General features: G+C 38.6%; 21 protein-coding genes and 6 tRNA genes. 20 read left to right on the top strand and 7 right to left on the bottom strand.

All coding sequences use genetic code 11. From position 1 onward, the window contains the following. Positions 1–42 precede the first annotated feature (42 nt). Positions 43–768: a DsbC family protein gene (locus IO68_RS31210; protein ID WP_031234928.1), complete on the bottom strand. Its 726-nt coding sequence runs from the start codon at positions 766–768 to the stop codon at positions 43–45. Positions 769–994: 226 nt separating this feature from the next. Further along, a complete protein-coding gene (locus IO68_RS31215) occupies positions 995–1717 on the bottom strand; it encodes a YgfZ/GcvT domain-containing protein (RefSeq protein WP_023014121.1) in 723 nt (240 codons plus the stop codon). A 187-nt stretch (positions 1718–1904) separates the two neighbouring features. On the opposite strand from IO68_RS31215, the gene IO68_RS31220 reads away from it, so the two are divergent. From IO68_RS31220 to IO68_RS31240, 5 genes are all read left to right on the top strand, one after another. After that, on the top strand, positions 1905–2351 hold the full coding sequence (locus IO68_RS31220; protein ID WP_023014122.1) for an SRPBCC family protein: 447 nt from the start codon (positions 1905–1907) through the stop codon (positions 2349–2351). A gap of 59 nt (positions 2352–2410) precedes the next feature. Then, a complete protein-coding gene (locus IO68_RS31225; RefSeq protein WP_007482456.1) occupies positions 2411–2749 on the top strand; it encodes a DUF2004 domain-containing protein in 339 nt (112 codons plus the stop codon). A gap of 23 nt (positions 2750–2772) precedes the next feature. Beyond that, complete coding sequence (locus tag IO68_RS31230) at positions 2773–3129, top strand: DUF488 domain-containing protein (protein ID WP_023014123.1); 357 nt, start codon at positions 2773–2775, stop codon at positions 3127–3129. A 51-nt stretch (positions 3130–3180) separates the two neighbouring features. Next, positions 3181–3525, top strand: a complete 345-nt coding sequence (locus IO68_RS31235; RefSeq protein ID WP_023014124.1) for a zinc ribbon domain-containing protein YjdM — start codon at positions 3181–3183, stop codon at positions 3523–3525. A 154-nt stretch (positions 3526–3679) separates the two neighbouring features. Continuing rightward, positions 3680–4015: a YegP family protein gene (locus tag IO68_RS31240; RefSeq protein WP_023014125.1), complete on the top strand. Its 336-nt coding sequence runs from the start codon at positions 3680–3682 to the stop codon at positions 4013–4015. Positions 4016–4071: 56 nt separating this feature from the next. On the opposite strand, the gene IO68_RS31245 is transcribed toward IO68_RS31240, so the two are convergent. Together IO68_RS31245 and IO68_RS31250 are read right to left on the bottom strand one after the other, a co-directional pair. Beyond that, positions 4072–5787 (bottom strand): proline--tRNA ligase, encoded by a 1716-nt coding sequence (locus IO68_RS31245; RefSeq protein ID WP_023014126.1) that lies wholly within the window; start codon positions 5785–5787, stop codon positions 4072–4074. 179 nt (positions 5788–5966) lie between these two features. Continuing rightward, positions 5967–6635 carry a hypothetical protein gene (locus tag IO68_RS31250; RefSeq protein ID WP_023014127.1) on the bottom strand — a complete coding sequence of 223 codons (669 nt, stop codon included), beginning with the start codon at positions 6633–6635 and terminating at the stop codon, positions 5967–5969. A 280-nt stretch (positions 6636–6915) separates the two neighbouring features. Between IO68_RS31250 and pilG the strand changes: the two genes are divergently transcribed. The 6 genes from pilG to IO68_RS31280 all read left to right on the top strand — a co-directional run bounded on the left by pilG (position 6916) and on the right by IO68_RS31280 (position 16062). Further along, a complete protein-coding gene (gene pilG / locus IO68_RS31255; RefSeq protein WP_004877165.1) occupies positions 6916–7299 on the top strand; it encodes a twitching motility response regulator PilG in 384 nt (127 codons plus the stop codon). 19 nt (positions 7300–7318) lie between these two features. Further along, the gene (locus IO68_RS31260) at positions 7319–7681 is read left to right on the top strand and encodes a response regulator (RefSeq protein ID WP_004877164.1); all 363 of its coding nucleotides are present in this window, start codon (positions 7319–7321) and stop codon (positions 7679–7681) included. A 39-nt stretch (positions 7682–7720) separates the two neighbouring features. Continuing rightward, positions 7721–8257 (top strand): chemotaxis protein CheW, encoded by a 537-nt coding sequence (locus IO68_RS31265; RefSeq protein WP_023014128.1) that lies wholly within the window; start codon positions 7721–7723, stop codon positions 8255–8257. 47 nt (positions 8258–8304) lie between these two features. After that, positions 8305–10392, top strand: coding sequence for a methyl-accepting chemotaxis protein (locus IO68_RS31270; protein ID WP_023014129.1), 2088 nt, complete (start codon positions 8305–8307; stop codon positions 10390–10392). A 152-nt stretch (positions 10393–10544) separates the two neighbouring features. Further along, complete coding sequence (locus IO68_RS31275) at positions 10545–15593, top strand: Hpt domain-containing protein (RefSeq protein WP_023014130.1); 5049 nt, start codon at positions 10545–10547, stop codon at positions 15591–15593. 13 nt (positions 15594–15606) lie between these two features. Further along, a complete protein-coding gene (locus IO68_RS31280; protein ID WP_004877156.1) occupies positions 15607–16062 on the top strand; it encodes a hypothetical protein in 456 nt (151 codons plus the stop codon). 45 nt (positions 16063–16107) lie between these two features. Here the strand turns inward: IO68_RS31280 and dapE are convergent, their stop codons facing one another. From dapE to IO68_RS31295, 3 genes are all read right to left on the bottom strand, one after another. Continuing rightward, entirely contained in the window at positions 16108–17241 is a 1134-nt protein-coding gene (dapE, locus tag IO68_RS31285) for a succinyl-diaminopimelate desuccinylase (RefSeq protein ID WP_031234929.1), read from the bottom strand. Positions 17242–17365: 124 nt separating this feature from the next. Then, on the bottom strand, positions 17366–17509 hold the full coding sequence (locus IO68_RS31290; RefSeq protein ID WP_017196706.1) for an entericidin A/B family lipoprotein: 144 nt from the start codon (positions 17507–17509) through the stop codon (positions 17366–17368). Between the two features lie 118 nt (positions 17510–17627). Continuing rightward, positions 17628–18488: a DUF1853 family protein gene (locus tag IO68_RS31295; protein ID WP_023014132.1), complete on the bottom strand. Its 861-nt coding sequence runs from the start codon at positions 18486–18488 to the stop codon at positions 17628–17630. A gap of 101 nt (positions 18489–18589) precedes the next feature. On the opposite strand from IO68_RS31295, the gene IO68_RS31300 reads away from it, so the two are divergent. From IO68_RS31300 to IO68_RS31340, 9 genes are all read left to right on the top strand, one after another. Continuing rightward, positions 18590–18949, top strand: coding sequence for a YbaN family protein (locus IO68_RS31300; protein ID WP_023014133.1), 360 nt, complete (start codon positions 18590–18592; stop codon positions 18947–18949). A gap of 150 nt (positions 18950–19099) precedes the next feature. Then, positions 19100–19621, top strand: coding sequence for a cell wall-recycling L,D-carboxypeptidase ElsL (gene elsL / locus IO68_RS31305; RefSeq protein ID WP_023014134.1), 522 nt, complete (start codon positions 19100–19102; stop codon positions 19619–19621). A gap of 151 nt (positions 19622–19772) precedes the next feature. After that, positions 19773–19848: transfer RNA gene (locus IO68_RS31310), tRNA-Val, on the top strand. A gap of 23 nt (positions 19849–19871) precedes the next feature. Then, positions 19872–19948 (top strand) — tRNA-Asp (locus IO68_RS31315). A 45-nt stretch (positions 19949–19993) separates the two neighbouring features. Further along, positions 19994–20070: transfer RNA gene (locus IO68_RS31320), tRNA-Asp, on the top strand. A gap of 70 nt (positions 20071–20140) precedes the next feature. After that, a tRNA-Val gene (locus IO68_RS31325) sits at positions 20141–20216 on the top strand. 40 nt (positions 20217–20256) lie between these two features. Beyond that, positions 20257–20333: transfer RNA gene (locus IO68_RS31330), tRNA-Asp, on the top strand. Positions 20334–20472: 139 nt separating this feature from the next. After that, positions 20473–20548, top strand: a tRNA-Val gene (locus tag IO68_RS31335). 90 nt (positions 20549–20638) lie between these two features. Next, positions 20639–21109 carry a DUF2750 domain-containing protein gene (locus tag IO68_RS31340; protein WP_007483982.1) on the top strand — a complete coding sequence of 157 codons (471 nt, stop codon included), beginning with the start codon at positions 20639–20641 and terminating at the stop codon, positions 21107–21109. The last annotated feature ends 11 nt before the right edge of the window (positions 21110–21120 follow it).

Raw genomic sequence — 21120 nt, forward strand, 5'->3', positions numbered from 1 at the left:
GGACTACTGGTGTATTTAAGAGTTTTTTAGAGATTGTATGCTCTATTTGCTGGCTTCCTGCAACAGTAATTCAATCTGTTCAGCATCTTGTGGAATACCTGAAACTCGCATGCCATTTGCAAAGAATATTGTTGGCGTTCCATTGATTTGAAGTGATTGACCAAGGGCTATGTTTTTCTGAATAGGCGTGCCACATTGGCCTGAATTTTTATTCAGTTTGCGGTGAAGCATATAATCTTCCCAAGCTTCATATTGATTTTTAGCACACCAAATTTTATTTGCCGCTATTTCAGCTTGAGGATGGAGTTTCTTAAGTGGGAATAAAAAAATGTAGACCGTTACATTGTCGATGGAAGTCATATATTGTTCTAATTTTTGACAATATGGGCAGTCTGGATCAGTGAACACATACAGCGCATGTTCTCCATTTCCTTTCACATATTTAATAGCTTGGTCTAGAGGTAGCTGTTTAACATCAATTTTTCCTAACTCTATCAAACGTTCCTCGGTAAGATTGGTTTTATTTTTCACATCCAATAAATTTCCAAAAAATAAATATTTTGCAGTTTCATCCGTATAAATAATTTTTCCTGCGACATAGACTTCATAGATACCCGTTAAAGGGGAAGGTGAAACCGATTTGATTGGAAGATCTGGATAATTACGCTTGAAATTTTGTTCTAGTGTTTTGCTGTCAGCATGAAGGCTTTGTAAGCTCAAAAAGCTTAAAGTAATTGCAGATAACCAAGTTTTGATCATTATTTTCATGAGGAGTTGATTCTATAGGTAATCGTTGAACAATAACGTCGATTGGGATTTCCGACAAGAATTGTAGTTCAAATTTATTTAAATTTTAGCTTTATTATTTTTGAGCATTTTTGCGAGTTCGAGATTTAAATGGTTACTAATTAAGAAATATTTAAATCAAAAAAACTCATGAGATAACCCATGAGTTTTTAAAATCAAAAAATTAAAGCATGATTTTTATAAGGACTTAGTTTGGACGAGCCACATCACCATTCAGTGCGTCTGGTAAATCCAAAACATTTACATTGAGCTCTGCTAATGCTGCTGGCTTGGCAATTACAAGCGCAAGATAGCTATCTTCAAATGCAATACTATTTACCACCTCTACATCTTTACTGAGTTGGGTTGCTGGCATTGGAAGATCACCTTTGGCTTGGATCAAATGTAACCAGTGTTTCGGTTTTGCTTTAAACCAAAGGCGAGCAACAATTTCCTGACCAAGATAACAACCTTTGTCAAAATGAACGCCATCACGTTGATGTAAACGTAACTCTTGCGGTTGGAAAAGATGCTCAGTTGTTTGAGTAATCCAAGCTTGACCCGATTGAATCGCCTGAATTTGCCAAGCGTTAATATCAGTTTCAGTTTGAGAAAATTCAGTTTGCTTGCCATTTGTTGTTGGAAAAACAGTTCCAACTTCTTCTAATTTCATTTTGGAAAAAGCACCAAATTTTTTAATGTGCTTTGCAAACTCTTCTGCTTGATCCTGTGTTGTCACAAGCTCAAAACTTTCAGGATTAAGTTTTTTAATCCATAAACCAAAATGAATACGTCCTTTTAAATCGCAAATAGCAGTGTAGCGACTTTCGTTTTCAGCTAAGCGCTCTGTATGAACGGTCACTTGTCCTTGAAGGAATTTTTGTGCATCTACACCATTTAAGCTAAAAGCCGTGAAAGCAAGTTGACTCATAGATCAATCCTAAAGCTATATTCTGATCACGAAAATATGGACTGTTATTTTGCGCCATTTTTCACAAAAAATCAGCTTTAGATTCTCGATATTCGAGCTGAAATGAGGGATCAGCAACACCACAGTTCTAATAGAAGTTGATATGATAAAGTTGCAGGTTAAAAAAACAGCAAAAAGGAGAATAACAATGTCTGGTACAGTAAAACTACATCGCGTCTTTACCGCTCCTCCAACACGTGTTTTTAAAGCATTTCTAGATCCAGATGTATTAGTGAAATGGATGCCACCACATGGTTTTACCGCAAAAGTCCATCATTTTGATCCACAAGTGGGCGGCAAATATAAAATGTCATTTACTAACTTTTCAACAGGTCATATTCATGCTTTTAGCGGTACTTATATTGAAATCGTCGAGAATGAACGATTACGTTATACAGATCAATTCGAGGATCCTAACTTATCAGGAGAGATTAATGTGACAGTTGAATTGAAACCTGTGATTGTGGGGACGGAAGTTCATATTACACAGCAAGGAATTCCAGATGTTATTCCTGTAGAGGCTTGTTACTTAGGTTGGCAAGAGTCTCTAAGCTTATTTGCTTTGCTTGTAGAAGCAGATATTCCTAATCAATAATTGAAGTGTTGAAATATAAATAAAAACTAATAATAAATTTGATATTTTGAGGTGGGGAAATGAAAGAGTTATCCATTTTACAGCAACGTGAAAAACTAGCACGAGCTGCCATGCAATTGGCCTTAGAAGATCAACAAGCTGAAGATAGCGTTGATTTATATATACAACATCATTTGGAAGAAATTGAACCTGAATATTGGTTTAAACATTTTGGGACATCCTCACCGACACCCTTACAGGTTTTAGATGCTTTGGTACTTGAGCATGAAGGGGATGATGAGGAAATAGAAGCCTATGAAATGCTTGATTTTAGCTTGCCTGATCAAGTGACCAATTATGTGATTTGCGTTAGTTTTGATTCACATGGACAAGTCATTGATATCTCAATGGAGAGTTAGTTTTAAACCATCTGGAGGCAGTGATGCAAATTGAAATTAAGCGTATTTATGATCCAGTTAATGAGTCAGATGGCATGCGTGTGCTTGTAGATCGTTTATGGCCAAGAGGTATTTCAAAAGAACGGGCACATTTGGATTTGTGGTTAAAGGAAATTGCACCTTCCAATGCATTACGCAAGCAGTTTTGTCATCAGGCTGCACATTGGCAAAGTTTTCAAAAAGGCTATTACCATGAATTAGGGGAGAATCCTCATGTTGATGAACTAAAACAGATTGCAATGAAACAACCATTAACATTAATTTATGCAGCAAAAGACCCTGAGTTAAATCATGCGTTGGTACTCAAAAATTATTTTTATGGAAAAGAGATTCAGTCCTGAGATTTTGAAAAATGGTCTCTATCCATCATAATAGGATTTTGAGATTTTTTTATGTCTTTGCCAAATTGCCCAAAATGCCAATCAGAATATACATACCAAGATGGCGATCTTCTTATTTGTCCAGAGTGTTCACACGAGTGGAAGGACGGAGAAACTCAAGCTTCTGATGTAGAAGAAATAATTAAAGATGCAAATGGTAACGTTCTAGCTGATGGCGATAGTGTTACTGTGGTTAAAGATCTTAAGATTAAAGGTTCATCTTCCGTTGTTAAAGTGGGTACGAAAGTAAAAAGTATTCGTTTAGTGCCAGATGCAAGTGATGGTCACAATATCGATTGTAAGATTGATGGCGTCGGTGCTATGAAACTAAAATCAGAATTTGTTAAAAAAGTTTAATTTGATTTGTGGTGAGAGGGGGCGCGTGCTCCCTTTTTATTTTATAAGTGAAGTAAATTACTAAAAGTGAACAAAATACGATCTTTTTAATTGCGGTTGGCTGTTCTATATTGGGTGAATAACAAATAATCAATTTGAATAAATAGAGGTCTTTATGGCTGGATGGTTCGAGGTAACTCAAGCGAGTGATGGGCAATATCGTTTTGTATTAAAAGCGGGTAATGCTGAAACTATTTTAAATAGCGAATTATATAAGACTAAAGCTGCCGCATTGAATGGAATTGCATCAGTGCAAAAAAATAGTCCCGATGATGTTCGATATGAGCGACTAACTTCTAAGAATGAGAAGCCTTATTTCAATTTAAAAGCTGCAAATCATCAAGTAATTGGTACAAGTCAACTTTACGCCAGTGAACAGTCTCGTGAGAAAGGGATTGAGTCGGTCAAAAAGAATGGACCTTCAGAAATGATTAAAGATTTAACTGTATAACTGAGCAATAAAAAAAGCCGTTCTAAAACGGCTTTTTTTATACGCGAAATTTTTAATTAACGAGTGAGTTGAGCCATAAGCTCATCTTTGCTTAAGTTACTCGCTTCCGCATCTCGGCGACCTTTGTATTCAAAAGTACCAGCATCTAAACCTTTTTCACCGATTACGATACGATGTGGAATTCCCATCAACTCGAGATCAGAGAATTTAACACCTGGACGCTCGTTACGATCATCAAGTAATACATCGTAACCTTGCGCTTGTAATTCAGCGTATAGAGTTTCAGCAGCTTCAAGTGTGCGAGGTGATTTATGTGCATTCATTGGAACAATTGCGACTTCAAAAGGTGCAATCGCTTTTGGCCAAATAATACCTTTATCATCAAAGTTTTGTTCAATTGCAGCAGCAACTACGCGTGTTACGCCTATGCCATAACACCCCATAGTCACTGTAAATGGTTTACCATCTTCACCGAGAACCTTACAACCCAATGCTTCAGAGTACTTTGTACCAAGCTGGAAGATGTGGCCAACTTCAATACCACGTTTAATTTGAATCGTGCCTTTGCCATCAGGAGATGGATCACCTTCAACAACATTACGAAGATCAAATACTTCTGTGAATTTTGCGTCACGATCCCAGTTTACGCCAGTTGCATGTTTATCAACTTCATTTGCACCAGCTACAAAGTCAGATAGAACAGACGCAGCGCGATCAATGATAACCGTTAAACCTTTTTCAACGAGACCTTGCGGGCCACAGAAACCTGCAGTTAATCCATGTTGTTGTAATTGTTCTTCAGTTGCAAAAGTTAAAGGCGCAGCGATTAAGGGATGCTTTTCAGCTTTAATATCATTCAGTTCGTGATCGCCACGTAAGAACAGGGCAACCACTGGTGTATGACCTTTCTCATCGCTTGGACCTTGTACTAAAAGTGCTTTAACGGATTGTTTAGCATCGCTGTTTAAGAACTGGCATACATCGGCAATGGTTTTTTGATTCGGCGTATCAACAAGCGTATAAGCTTGAGTTGCAGCGGCGCGTTCACCAACTAAAACAGCTTCAGCCATTTCAACATTAGCAGCAAAGTCTGACTCAGTTGAGAATGCGATATCATCTTCACCACTTGCAGCAAGTACGTGGAATTCATGAGAAGCTGAACCACCAATTGAACCTGTATCTGCTTGAACTGGACGGAAGTCTAAGCCAAGACGTGTAAAGATACGACTATAAGTGTCATACATTACGTCGTAAGTTTCTTGGAGAGAAGCTTGGTCAGCATGAAATGAATAGGCATCTTTCATGATAAATTCACGAGAGCGCATCACACCAAAACGTGGGCGAATTTCATCACGAAATTTAGTTTGAATTTGATAAAAATTCAAAGGTAACTGTTTATAACTTTTTAGTTCGTTACGTGCTAAATCTGTGATCACTTCTTCATGTGTTGGACCAAGTACAAATGGATTATCGTGGCGATCTTTAAAGCGTAACAATTCTGGACCGTATTGTTCATAACGGCCAGATTCTTCCCAAAGCGCAGCGGGTTGGGTAACTGGCATGAATACTTCTAAAGCACCAGAACGATTCATTTCTTCGCGAACAATCGCATCAACTTTCTTTAAGACACGCGTTCCCATGGGCAACCAAGAGTATAAGCCAGAAGCTAATTTACGAATCATCCCCGCACGTAACATGAGCTGGTGTGAAATGACTTCAGCATCATTTGGGGTTTCTCTTAACGTTGCAAATAAAAAGCGGCTTGCGCGCATGGAAACTATCCTAAAGTTAAGTGTTATTTAAAGAAGACAACAAAAATGAAAAGATAAACAGAGCATTTCTGAAGACGAGGTATTATGCCATGAAATCATTAATTTCGGAAAAACTAAACAGTGGCATTTCTTCCAAGTGATACGAGTGTGTGGAGATTATAATTTAAGCTATGGTTAAGCTAGCGCGTTCGACTCGCATCATTTTGCTCTAATATACGTAAGCGATTGATAATATCTTCATAGTCAGATTCGGTTTTATGATAAGTATTACGTAAACTTTCAACTGTTCTTTTGACATTATCAATGTTTCTGTTGTTATTTTCTAAATTGTTTTTGAGTTGTGTTGGGATTGCCTGTCCTTTGCGATGATATTCCATTTCTTGGCGCTTAAATGCAATTTTATCTTGCTGTAATTGTTTGAGCTGATCTTGTTGATAATTTAATTGCTTTTTTTGTGTTGCGAGAACTTGATCTCGTTTTGAGGCTGCAATTCGGGTATTGCCATAGGCGCGTTTAAGTCGTAAATCTTGCTCTCTCTGTCTAGCGATAGACTCTCTACGTGCAGATTGTTGAATATCTTGGGCGGCATTATAAGGGCGATTTTTTTTGATCACTTGCATATTGCGATCAAGTGCTTCATAGCCATAACGAATATGTTCAGGGGTCACTGATGTGCTCACATTTGCGACACCATTTTTATCGTAATAACGGTACCAAACGGCTTTGGGTTGCTCAACTGCGGCAAAGCTAGAAGAGCAAAAAACGCATAAAAAAACAGCGCAAATGTAATTACGAGCAATCGTTGTAAAGTCGCTAATACGGAAACCGAACTTTAACGAACCAGTCATTACATTCCCCGATAAAAGTTAATTAAATCACTTATTTTTAAATAATAATCAGTTGTATATTAGTAGCTATTTATACAATTAAAAATACTTAGTATGCAAAAAAAATAGTTATTTGGTGAAAAGTGTGACCTAATTATTATTGTTGTAGGAAACTGATATGTTGGTTCAAAAAACTTCATTGATAATGCAAGTAGAGATATGTTAAAAATATCAACTAATCTGTATAAAACAAATTAAACCAACCATAATTTGTATTGAGTGAATGGGGCAGGACAATTAAATGGAAGATAAATTTCAAAATTTAAAGGTAATGGTGATTGACGATTCAAAAACAATTCGACGTACGGCTGAAACTTTGCTCCAGCGAGAAGGTTGTGAAGTTGTGACAGCGGTTGATGGTTTTGAAGCCTTATCGAAAATTGCCGAAGCAAATCCTGATATCGTTTTTGTTGATATTATGATGCCGCGCTTAGACGGCTATCAGACCTGTGCCCTAATCAAGAATTCATTAAACTATCAAAATATTCCAGTGATTATGTTGTCAAGCAAAGACGGTTTGTTTGACCAGGCAAAAGGGCGTGTTGTGGGGTCTGATGAATATTTAACAAAGCCATTCAGTAAAGATGAGCTGTTAAATGCGATTCGTAACCATGTTAGCGCATAAAATTTAAATTGAGGAAAAAATGGCTCGTATACTTATAGTAGATGATTCTCCTACTGAAACTTTTCGTTTTAGAGAAATTTTAACAAAACACGGTTATGAAGTAATTGAAGCAACCAACGGTGCTGATGGCGTAACAATGGCACAAGCTGAGTTACCTGATTTAGTTCTTATGGATGTGGTGATGCCAGGGATGAATGGCTTCCAAGCGACTCGTCAAATTAGTAAAGGCAAAGATACACAACACATTCCTGTCGTGATTGTAAGTACCAAAGATCAGGCGACAGATCGAGTATGGGGTAAGCGTCAAGGGGCATGTGACTATTTGACCAAGCCAATTGATGAGCAACAGCTTATTGATGTAATTAAACAATTATTAAGTTAATTCATACGAGCCTTTTCATTACTCAATACGGGATAGGTTATGGCAGCAAATGGATTTATCGAATTGCTTCGCTTATCTAAGCGAGGCAATAAACAATATGCTTCAACTCAAAATGAAGTCAGCCGATGGTCTGGTATCGCATTTGAGATGTTAGGGCAATATTTTGTTGCACCATTGGGGGAAATTTCTGAGGTGATTTATCCACCGAAATATACCCCAGTTCCAAATACTCAGGCATGGGTACGTGGTTTGGCAAATATTCGAGGACGATTGCTTTCTGTTTCTGATTTAACACATTTTATTTCAGGACAACGCAGCCAATTTTCTCCGACACAAAAAGTAATTTGTATAAGTCATCAAGATCAGTATGTTGGCTTGGTTGTTGATCAGGTTTTGGGGATTCAGCACTTTAATAAAAAGAGTTTCTTTTCACAAAGTTCTGAGTTAGATGATAAGTTGCAAGACTATTGTCAGGGGTATTTCCATCAACATAATCAACAATGGCATGTATTTTTACTGAGTCGGTTATTGAAAAATCCTCAATACATGAATGCATCAATAAAATTTATAAACTAATTTAATGCGCTACGGAAGATAAACGCGTATTCAGGGGAGAAGCTGATATGGGCTTTAAACTTAAAAAGAAAAATGCTAGCGGTAGCGATAGTGCTGGCTCAAAAAGTGGCGGTGCATTTCTAGAAAAGATCCGTACGCAACTCGATCAGTTTTCTCGATTATTCGGTGAAACTGAAAAATCAAAGCCTATTCTTTATCGTGCGTTAATTGCTTTGGCTCTAGCAGTTATTCTCTTGATTTATCTTTTCGTCAGTGTACCACGCTCGAATCAATTGACTCGTAGCTTGGGTGAGTTGCGTTTATTATCACAGATGATTTCTCGTCAAGCGACTGAAGCAACTGCGTCTGGTACACCAGAAGCAATGAAAAGCCTGGTTGAATCTCAACAGCGATTTGTAACAAACCTTGAAACCGTTGAAAGTGTTTACGGTACGGGTTCAGAAGAGTACAAGAAAGTAGATTCGCTTTGGGGTGCAGTTGCTAAAAATATTGAGTTGATTACCTCTCAACAAAAAGTTATTAATCAATTATACGATACCAATATTTCGATCAGTGAAACTATTCCTGAGATTCAGGCAGAATATAACTTGATGGTCGATCAAATGGTTCGTGAGAACATGCCAAGTAGTCAGGTAATCATCACGAAGAACCAAGTATTTATTGCGGAACGTATTTTGCGTTCTATTAACTCGGTACTTGTTGGTACAGATAACTCTAGCGTATCTGCAAATGACTTCGGCGCAGATATTGATACCTTTGGTGTTTACTTAAATGCTCAATTGAATGGTAGTGCAGAATTAGGTGTAGAACGTATTACATCACCTGATTTACGCGAGTCTGTTGATAGTATTAAGTCTGACTATGATGCAGTTTTGAAATCAGCAGCTGAAACAGTTTTAAAGAACGCCAATCAAATCGTTCGTGTACGTCAGGCTTCATCTGAAATTTTCTCACAATCAGATAATTTACTTGGTGCTTTAAATACCTTATCTGATAAAGCTGAAGGTGGTTGGGCTAATGTAATTGCAGGTATCGTATTAATTGGTGCATTAGGATTGCTAGTTTTCTCAGCATTACAGTTACTTGCATTGCGTAGTAATACGGATAAAGAGCGTGTTACACGCTTGCAAGATGAATATGATCGTAACCAGAACGCGATTTTACGTTTACTCGATGAAATTGCCGATCTTGCAGATGGTGACTTACGTTCATATGCAACGGTATCTGAAGATTTTACAGGGGCAATTGCTGACTCGATTAACTTTGCGATTGATCAATTACGCGACCTTGTATCCCGTATTACAGATACTTCTCAAGAGGTTGCTCGATATACGCAAGATACGCAGAATATTACCAATCAGTTAGCAGAGGCATCAGAGCATCAGGCACAAGAAATTGCGGGTGCATCAGCGGCGATGAACGAAATGGCATTGTCTATTGACCAAGTATCTGCAAACGCTTCTGAATCAGCTGACGTAGCACAACGTTCGGTACAAATTGCATCGAATGGTGCGCAAGTTGTAAACCGTTCGATCGAAGGTATGGATCATATTCGTGAACAGATTCAAGAAACATCAAAACGTATTAAGCGATTGGGTGAGTCTTCACAAGAGATTGGTAACATCGTCTCTCTGATTAACGATATTGCCGACCAGACGAACATCTTGGCATTAAACGCTGCTATTCAGGCATCTATGGCAGGTGAAGCAGGTCGTGGTTTCGCCGTTGTAGCGGATGAGGTACAGCGTCTTGCAGAACGTTCTGCATCAGCAACGAAGCAGATTGAGAGTCTGGTAAAAACGATTCAAACAGACACAAACGAAGCCGTTATTTCCATGGAACAAACGACTTCAGAAGTTGTTCGTGGTGCGAACTTAGCAAAAGATGCTGGTATTGCACTAGACGAAATTCAAACGGTATCGGGCGATTTGGCGAAGTTAATTGCAAGCATTTCTGATGCTGCAAAACTTCAGTCTGCATCAGCAGGTCATATTGCTACAACGATGAATGTCGTACAGGAAATTACCTCTCAAACTACGACTGCAACTTTTGATACAGCTCGCTCAGTTTCTGAATTGGCAAATATGGCTGAATCATTACGTGAATCGGTAACAGACTTTAAGTTACCTGAATAAGTCAAGAAAGGAGGGTAGATGGGGTATCTGCCTTCCTTTTGTAGAGATCTAGACTATCTCGGCAAGATGAGGATTCGACGGAAAGACATCTTGTGCGTTAGATAAACGTATTTTTTAGCCACAATTCGTGGATAAAAACGAAAGAAGCCGCTATGAAAGAAATATTAAAAACGTTAGTTGAAACGATGACGCTTCCTGAAGATAGTTATCTTGAACAAGACTCAGAAATTCTCGAAATTTTTATCGAAGAGTTAGAAGAGATTTTTGTTGAGTTAGAACCTTTATTGGCTCAATGGATCGAGCAGCCGAATCAGCAAGATGTGTTGACAGATATTCGTCGTCATTTCCACACACTAAAAGGCTCTGGTCGCATGGTGGGTGCGAAGTCTTCTGGTGAATTGGCTTGGACGGTTGAAGATACTCTCAACAGAGTACTTGCTGGTACACTTTCGTTAAACAGCGAAATTCAGCAATATGTCCAAGCCATTTTCAATGTTTATCATTTTAAACTTTTCCAAGATTTTAAATCGGTTCAAAAGCATCAAATTAATTTAAAACCATTGGTTCTTTTAGGACAACAATTACAACAACAGCAAAGCCCTGAACCTTCGCTAGCTGAATTATTACAATTAGCAAATACACTAAATAGTGAAACAGTCACAACAAGCTTAGAAGATGTTACTACTGAAGAAATTGCTGCAGAAGTTGAGTTCACAGAGGCTGCCGACTTTATTAGCGAAGATCAGGTGGATGATGTTCTCATTAAAGAAACTCTCGCTATTTTCTTAGAGGAAGCAGAGGATCATTTAGCTACAATTGATCAGTTCTTGTTAACCGAGCGTCCAACCAACGACAACTATAATACTTTGATTCGTGCATTACATACATTGCGTGGTAGTTCAGCTATGGCGCATGTGGATCAAGTATTTGAAGCAAGTTCCAAAGTAGAAAACTTATTTAAAACTTTGTTGCAAGATGAATTGGATTCTAGTTCAGACGAAACAGCGCTTCTTACAAATTATGCTCAGTTTGTTCGAGACTATTTACATACCTTGAAGCAAGAAGGTGCACAAGAGCAGCTTGATCAAATTTATAGTACTTTTAATGCTGCATGGGATAGTTATGATTTCCAATTAGAAGAAAAACAGGGTGATGCTGTTCGTCCGCAGGGACTTGTTTCTCAGTTATTAGAATTAAATATCAATGATTTATTAGATGTTGAGTTTGATTTTGAAAAACGTGCTCGTAATGAGTTCCCTCAATATATTCAATCTTTAAGTCATCAAACAGAGCTTTTGCTACAGCATACCCATCACCATGCAACGATTGGGATGTATCAATATACGAGTTTAATGAGATCAAGCTATCAAGATCTATTGTTCAAACCAAACTTGTTGAATATTGATTATGCATTTGATTTATATCATCAAGTTCATCAGCACTTTATCCAGTTGTTTGACACGCTAGCCGCTGGTCAACGCGTCACTTTAACCAAAGCTCATGAACTTTTATTGAATGAATTAAGTTCATTTACTCAACAAAATATTGAAGCTTTAGAGTCGGAACAAACTTCTGAAAATGAATCATTGCCTTCACTTGAAATTAAAGCGGTGGGTGAGGAAAATGTTTCTCCAAATATTAATGTTGCAGTCGAATCAAATGATATATCTGCTCAACTGCGGTTAGATAAGCAGTTGTTAGATTCTGCTGAATCTAACAAAGATTTTGATCCTGACTTATTAGATATTTTCCTTGAAGAAGCCGATGAATTATTGTCTGGTATTGATGATGATTTGAATAGTTGGACAGTCGATCATCAAAATCTTAATGCACTTAAGAACTTGATGCGTTATTTGCACACCTTAAAAGGTGGTTCAAATATGATTCAGGCACGTCACATCGGTTTAATCGCGCATGAGTTAGAGACCATCTATGAGAAGTTAATCAACCAACAAATACAAGCTTCTCCTGATTTAATTCGTGTGATTCGTGCAGTACAAGATGATATTGCTGATCGAATCCAAACTATACGAGATCAAAAAGTTGATTATCCATCAACACATATTCTGACTGTCTTAACAAGTTTAGCTAAGTCTACAGGTGTTGCTGCTGAAATTTCTGTGGAGGCACAAACAACTTCTGAAGCATTCGTTGAAGAAGAAACAGTTACAGACGAACTCAGTATTGGAAATGAGCTGTCGACTTTAGATTTGTCATTATCTCAAACCACTGCTTTTGATACCGCAGATCAAGCATCTCAATTGGCCTTAGATAAGCAATTGTTAAATTCAGGCGAATCTAATCGTGAGTTCGATCCTGATTTACTGGATATTTTCCTTGATGAAGCAGATGAATTGTTGGTTGGTATTGATTCAGACTTAAATCTTTGGACCGTGAATTATCAAAATACGGATGCATTAAAGAACTTGATGCGTTATTTGCACACCTTAAAGGGCGGTGCAAATATGATTCAGGCACGTCATATCGGCTTAATCGCGCATGAACTTGAGACGATTTATGAGAAGTTGATTAATCAACAGTTGCAGCCTTCACCGCAGTTAATTGGTTTAATTCGTTTAGTTCAGGATGATATCGCTGATCGTATTCAAATCATTCGTGACCAGCAGGTTGACTATCCGTCAACACATGTCTTGGAATTGATCCAACAACCGAGCAGACCTGTTACTCATGCTGATGTGGTAGAGCGTGAGGCAGAGGAAATTGAACTTGTTGAGCCGCAGGCAGAGATCATTGAGCCGTCATTAGAACAAGCTACGTTTGAAGTCGTAGAATCAATCGAACAGCCTGTAATAGAAGAAAGTTGTATATCGGTAGATACGACTCAAGAAACGGAATCTCTACATGCTGATGATGAAGTTCGCTCTCTAGTTGAAGAGACTTTCTTAGAGGAAGCTGCTGAGCTACTTGAACAAGCTCAGAGCTTATTAAAACAATGGTTTGATCAACGTAGTAATCGTAGTTTGTTATTACAACTTCAGCGTAATGCCCACAGTTTAAAAGGTGGCGCACGAATGGCTGAGTTGGATGCAATTGCGATCATTGCATACCATTTAGAAAATGCATTCGAGCAGTTTGGTGTGCACCATTTCAATTCGAATGTTTACGATAATTTATTAAACACAGCCTTTGCTTGGTTAAGCGATGCAATCTTTAAACGCCAATATGCAAACTTTGATGGGTTAAAACAAAGTTTGGAGAAGATGGAGTTTGTGGATGTTTCTGCTCAATTACCACAAAAACTGTCTGTTAAAGATATCTTTACTCCTGAATATACTATGGAGTTTGTTCAGGGAGATGGTACAGAGCCACCTTCAATGTTGGGTGAGTGGGAAAGCTCTGAGCGGGTTGAGCAAAACAATGAGATGATTCGTGTTTCAGCTGATGTCATTGAGAAGATGATTGACTTATCAGGTGAGAATGCAATCAACCGTTCACGTATCGAAATGGACTTAGGTCAGCTGGGCGGTACGTTAACGGAAATGGAGCTTGCGATTAAGCGTTTGGCTGATCAGTTGCGCCGTATGGAAGGCGAATTGGAAAGTCAGATTATTGCACGCCATGGTGGCGAAAACTCGCGCTATGAAGATTTTGACCCATTAGAAATGGATCAATATTCTTCTTTAAATCAGTTGTCGAAATCGTTAGCTGAATCAGCATCGGATTTGGTTGACTTTAAAACAACCTTATCTGAAAAGATTCGTGATACCGAAGGCCTGTTATTACAACAGTCGCGTATTCAGGCCGAAATTCAAGAAAGTCTAATGCGTACTCGCTTGGTTCCATTCTCTAGATTGTTACCTCGTTTACAGCGTATCGTGCGCCAAACTGCATCAACGTTAAATCGACCAACGGACTTAATTGTTAATAATACTGAAGGCGAGTTAGATCGTAGTATTCTTGAAAAATTGGTTGCACCATTCGAACACATGCTGCGTAATGCGATTGACCATGGTATTGAAGATCATGAACATCGTTTGAAAGCCAATAAGCCAGAAACGGGTAGTATTGTTTTAAATATTGGTCGTCAAGGTACTGATGTTGTTGTGACATTCAGTGATGATGGTAAAGGGATTGATGTTAGCCGAATCAAGCAGAAAGCAATTCAAACTGGTCTTATGACCAAAGACCAAAAGCTTGATCAAGAAGAAATTCTACAATTTATTTTCCATCCAGGCTTTAGTACCGCGGCTCAAGTCACCCAGATTTCAGGGCGTGGTGTTGGTCTTGATGTGGTTCAAAGTGATATTAAGGCGCTTGGTGGTCACGTCAGTGTTGACTCGAAATTAGGTAAAGGCACAACATTTACTATTCGAGTTCCAACTACGGTAGCGGTAAGTGATGCCTTGATGGTAAAAGCTGGCGATCAACAATTTGCATTCCCATTGGCGCAAATTGACCGTATTGTCCGTATTTCACCTGCTGCACTAGAGCAATACTTTGAGAGTAAAGAAGACTATTTCAAAATCGATCAGGAAAATTACCGTTTACGTTACTTGTCTGAATTCGTTGCGGGACAGCCAATTCCTCGTTTGAGTGGTATCGTGCATTCATTGCCAGTTCTGTTAGTTAAAGGTGCTCAAGGGCAAACGACCGCGCTGTTGGTTGATCAATTAATTGGTTCACGTGGACAAATTGTAGTGAAACCAATCGGCCAACAATTCTCAAGCATTGGTGTAATTGCAGGTGCAACGATTCTTGGTGATGGTCAAGTTTGTTTGATCTTGGATGGTCAAAATATTGCACGTCAAGCGCAGTCAACTCATCGTAGCAAACAAGCTGATGAGACCTATACTAAACATCGTTATGATGAGCGTCGCTTGATTATGATCGTCGATGACTCAGTAACGGTACGTAAAGTTACATCTCGCTTGTTGGAACGACAAGGTTATGATGTGGTTACTGCTAAAGATGGTGTGGATGCGATGGAGCAACTCGAAACCATTAAACCAGATTTGATGTTGCTTGATATTGAAATGCCACGAATGGATGGTTTCGAGGTAACAAACCTTGTTCGACATCATGAGTTACATCGAGACTTGCCAATTATCATGATTACCTCACGTACAGGTGAGAAACATCGTGAGCGAGCGTTGTCATTAGGTGTAAGTCAGTACATGGGTAAACCATTCCAAGAAGAAGCTCTCTTGGAAAATATTGAAAGTTTACTGGCAGTGCGCTAAGAGGTGAATAATAATGGCTAAAAAGAGCGCTAACTCTACATTAGGTCAAATTGACCAGCAAGAGTTACAGCATTTAATTACAGTTTCTACTGGATTTATTGATGCTTATATTATTGAGTGTCATCAAAATGTGCCAATGTTACTGCCACAGAATATTGTTTTGTCCGCAATGGATACTCAAACCGATGCGGACTATATCGAGTGGCATGATTTAAAGCTTCCTGTTTTTTCTGTGAATGATCCGAGTGAGCAGCAAGGGGTTGCATTAGTTATTGAGGGTGATGACGTTTCTGAACGCTTTGCTTTAGTTTGTAATGAAATGCCTGAATCGATTCGATTGCGTATTTCTGAGATTGTAGATGAAGAGCGGGATATTGCTGATCAGAATGTCTTTAAATATGTGAAAATGGGGGATAAACAGTTTTATGTCCCAGATTTGCAAAACATACAAAAAAAGCTTGGTTTATAGTAAAAAAGGAACTCATTTGAGTTCCTTTTTTACTTAATTTTATTTTTATGCGAGCAATTCAATAAGGATTTGTTCGTAGATTTCAGCTAACGGATCTAGATCGTCTACATTCACATGCTCATTAATTTGGTGAATTGTTGCGTTTAAAACACCTAACTCTAGCACTTGAGCACCTGTTGGTGCGATAAAGCGACCATCTGAAGTACCGCCACTGGTTGAGAGTTCTGCATCAACATTAACGACATTTTTGATTGCCGTGGTTGCGGCATTTACAAGTTCACCAACTGGGGTTAGGAATGGTAATCCTGACAAAGTCCAGTTGATGTCATAAGTTAGATTGTATTTGTCGAGTATTGCTAAAACGCGTTGTTTTAATTCATCTGCGGTGACTTCTGTTGAGTAACGGAAGTTGAATGTCACTTTAAGTGTACCTGGAACAACATTTGTTGCACCTGTTCCGGCTTGGATATTTGAAATTTGGAATGATGTTGCAGGGAAATATTCATTTCCATGATCCCATATAGTTTCACATAAATCATTGATTGCTTTAGATGCTAGATGGATTGGGTTTTGCGCAAGGTGCGGATAAGCAACATGCCCTTGTTTGCCATGTACCGTGAGTACTGCATTGAGTGAACCACGACGACCATTCTTAATAATGTCACCAAGTGTATTGGTACTAGATGGCTCGCCAACTAAACACCACGTCATTTTCTCATTACGTGCTTCTAAAGTTTCTACAACTTTAACCGTACCATTTATTGATGGACCTTCTTCATCAGAAGTAATTAGGAAAGCAATAGAACCCTTGTGATCTGGATGTTTAGCGACAAAACGTTCTGATGCTACAACCATTGCGGCTAATGCTGTTTTCATATCCGCTGAACCGCGACCATATAACTTACCATCACGGATACTTGGTAAAAATGGATCTGAATTCCAAGCATCTAACTGACCAGTCGGGACCACATCCGTGTGACCAGCAAAGCAAAATACAGGATATTCAGTTCCACGACGCGCCCATAAGTTGTCAACGTCGTCAAAGCGCATATTTTCGATTTTAAAACCAACCTTTTCTAAACGCTCAGCCATGATTTTTTGGCAATCATGATCGACTGGAGTGACAGAGGGTTGACGAAGGAGTTGTAGGCTAAGTTCTAAAGTATCGGAGTGGTTCATGCGAGATGTGGCTAAATCTGGTGAAATCTGAACCGATATAATAGGGGAATATCACTGAGAAAGGTATGTCAAATTAAACCTTATCTATGTCTAGATAAGGTTTTGTGGAGGTTGTTCTAAAAAATTACATTTTATCCTGAGTTTTTTCAGCAGTTTGAGTAACTTTATCACCTGCTTTAGACACATCCTGCCCAAAACCCTTAAAGGTATTACAACCAGTCAATACAAAAGCGGTCATGATCGAAGCAACTAAGATTTTTTTCATCATCTTCTCCGTTTAAATGTAAGTATGATGTTCTTAGAGACTAAAAAAAGTACTAGAAAATGAACATGATGGTTTATTGGTAGATGTGTTATGAATTGTTACTTCACAAACAAATCTTCATTTAAGCTGAATTTAATGATGTAAGTCTTGAGGTTCGAAACATATAATATTGAGGCTCATTCATAGGGGCGTAGTACAGACCATCAGTCCACCATTTTGCTGATTCAGAACTCAAATTTTGATTCGGACATAACCATTCAGGGCGTTGCAAACGATGATAATCTGTTTGAGGGAGGTGAGTTCCCCAACGACCTAAGCGTCGTTCTGAATTTATCCATTCCGGAAGGTGCGCTCTTGCAATGTTATATCTAGTAGGTAAATAAAGTTGACCTTTCATCACAGCAAATTTTCGTTGAATGATGTGGTTATTTGCTTCTGAAAATTGAAACTGACGTTCAGTGAAATGTTTTAGCTTTCTGTTGAGAGTGTCTTCACGGTTGAGGCCATACCATTCAGCTAAATCTAATTTACATTCCCCCAAATAATATTTTAAAGCAACTTCCCAATGCTCAACTTGTTGAGTCTTTTGATTTAATACCAAAAAATCCAGCTCTCCTAGCGTTATCGCGCCAGAAATGATCTGAATACTATGTCCAAGTAATTGATAATGGTGGTAATCACTATCGAGTAACCAAAACCATAATAAATTTTCAAAACGTAAGCCCAAACGAGTACTTTTAAGTCTAGCGAGAAAGTCAATCAAAGGCTGGGGGGAAAGATCAAGTTCGAATAAGCGAGGTTCATACTTTTGATAAAGTGATTGCCAGTGCGTAGAATCATGCAACTCAAAAGCATTTTTTATTATTAATTCTTGCGGGAGCTTTGCCAAAATACTTGGACTGGCGATACTAAAAGCGAGTTGTCTAACGATAGGGGTTTTAAACTGTAACCAAGGTTCAAAATAAGCAACAGCTTTAGTCATCATTTAACCCAATCACAGAAATAAGTAAGCTAAGTTTAAGAAAGCAGATAAAAAACACTTTATACTAGCATGCTTGTGTTGACGTATTGGTTAATTGCTAAATGAAAACTTTGTTTTGGCGGAGTCTAGTTGTAATTTTTATTACGCTAGGAATTATTGGCGCGATATTGCCAGGAATGCCAACAACAGTCTTTCTTATTTTAGCCGCATGGGCCGCATCTAAAGGATGGCCTCAAATGGATGCTTGGTTATTGAATCATCCTAAATACGGACCGACATTGCGTAACTGGCGTGAAAATGGGACTGTTCCCCGTAAAGCCAAATGGATTGCAAGTATCATGATACTGTTGAGCGGTATTTTAATGCTGTTTACCAATGCTCCCTTTCTCGTCAAAATTTTTACTGATGTCACTATGTTTATTGTTGCTGCCTGGCTATGGATGCGTCCCGAACCACGATAGGAAAAGGGCATTTACTGATTATTTAGGCATATAGTAAATGCTGCCCATTTGAATATTTTAAGTTGAAAACAAAAAAAACTACTGAAAAATACAAGAAATAGAGAATACGCTATGGTGAAATAATAGGATTCATCTAATACCGAGATAAAAATGGCGCATACACTTGAGCAAGCAGATGTTGTTATTGATTTAGCACAACAAACTTTAAGTTTACCTAAACATAATAAGTTTTATGTGATCTCATCTGGCAAAAATGGTATTGGAGAACAAGAAAATAGTGGGAAAACCCCACGCGGATGGCATCGAGTTGCACAGAAAATTGGTAAAAATGCGCCACAAAATTCAGTATTCATTGCGCGTCAGCTGACAGGCGAAGTTTATGACCAGCAACTTGCTCAACAATTCCCTCAAAGAGATTGGATTTTATCTCGTATTTTATGGCTAGATGGTTTAGAGCAGGGTTTCAATCACGGAGAGGGATGCGATACATTTAAACGATATATCTATATTCATGGTACTCCTGATACTGAACCAATGGGAATTCCAATGTCGCATGGTTGTATCAGAATGAAGAATGACGAAATTATCGAGTTGTTTGATCTCATTTCTGAAGATGCCTTGGTCTATATTTCTGAACATTCGTTAGAAAAGGAAGTTCTAAAATGGAAATAAGTGCTTAAATAAAATACGGAAATATCGGTTTTTTCAAAGAATTACTTATTTTTTAATCATTCGTACGCTTTTTTAGGAAAAGATTGGGAAAAGCGTTTGACAGGCTGTAAAGATTCTCTATAATGCACCTCACAAACGATGAAGACGTTAAGGGCGCTTAGCTCAGTTGGTAGAGCGTCTGCCTTACAAGCAGAATGTCGGCGGTTCGATCCCGTCAGCGCCCACCAAGCCTTTACGTTAAGACTCAAGTGCAGCGGTAGTTCAGTTGGTTAGAATACCGGCCTGTCACGCCGGGGGTCGCGGGTTCGAGCCCCGTCCGCTGCGCCACTTAAGTTTTAATAATCGTTTACCCCATAATTGCAAAATTATAGTGCAGCGGTAGTTCAGTTGGTTAGAATACCGGCCTGTCACGCCGGGGGTCGCGGGTTCGAGCCCCGTCCGCTGCGCCACTTTAAATTTGCATGCTAGGGTTGAGTTGAGTTTTTTACTCAGACAAAGTATTCTTTGTTACCTTGCTCAGGGCGCTTAGCTCAGTTGGTAGAGCGTCTGCCTTACAAGCAGAATGTCGGCGGTTCGATCCCGTCAGCGCCCACCATAATTTGTGACATTTACTTCTCTATAGAAGTAATACCAGTGCAGCGGTAGTTCAGTTGGTTAGAATACCGGCCTGTCACGCCGGGGGTCGCGGGTTCGAGCCCCGTCCGCTGCGCCATTTTCATGATACCTTTTCAAGAAAATATTAGTTTTAACAAGTATCTTAATACTTGATCTCTGATACGAGATGCCATTAGGGATATTGATAATTTTCCTTTTGTGCTTAGACAAAGTTTCGCTTTGTTTATACTCGCTCAGGGCGCTTAGCTCAGTTGGTAGAGCGTCTGCCTTACAAGCAGAATGTCGGCGGTTCGATCCCGTCAGCGCCCACCATATCTCTTCTTAAAAAGCTCAAATCATTGTAATCAAATTGAAATTATCTTATTATTTGCGTCAATAATGATTCTAATATTGAAGTAATTTATGAGAAATCCATATCAACGCAAGGCTGCGTCGAAATCTCAAACTACAATCACAAATACATCTCCAAAAGATGCTTATCGTCAATTTATAGAAAATATTGTTATGCAACGTCAAGTGATTGCTTTGTATCACGATGGTTGGGCTTTGTGTGCGACACCTTCAGGTCAGCATGCCTTATCTATTTGGCAGAGTAAGGGATTGGCTAAATTATTGATGAAAGACAGTTGGGCGAATTATTCAGTCCAAGAAATATCATTAATGAGTCTAATACAGAAGATGATTCCCTTTTTAAAAGAGAACAATACGATTTTATCTCTAGACTTAACACCAGAAGGCAATAACCTCCTTGTTGCCCCTGATGCATTTTTATTAGATATCAAAAATTTTTTATATCAAGTTTATTTACAACGCCCAGAAGTGTTCGCTGAGCTAAAATTACCTTTACCACGAGAAATTAGATTGCATAATTAAATGCAATCAAT

The sequence above is a fragment of the Acinetobacter sp. COS3 genome (assembly GCF_000475335.1).
GTDB classification, from domain to species: domain Bacteria; phylum Pseudomonadota; class Gammaproteobacteria; order Pseudomonadales; family Moraxellaceae; genus Acinetobacter; species Acinetobacter venetianus.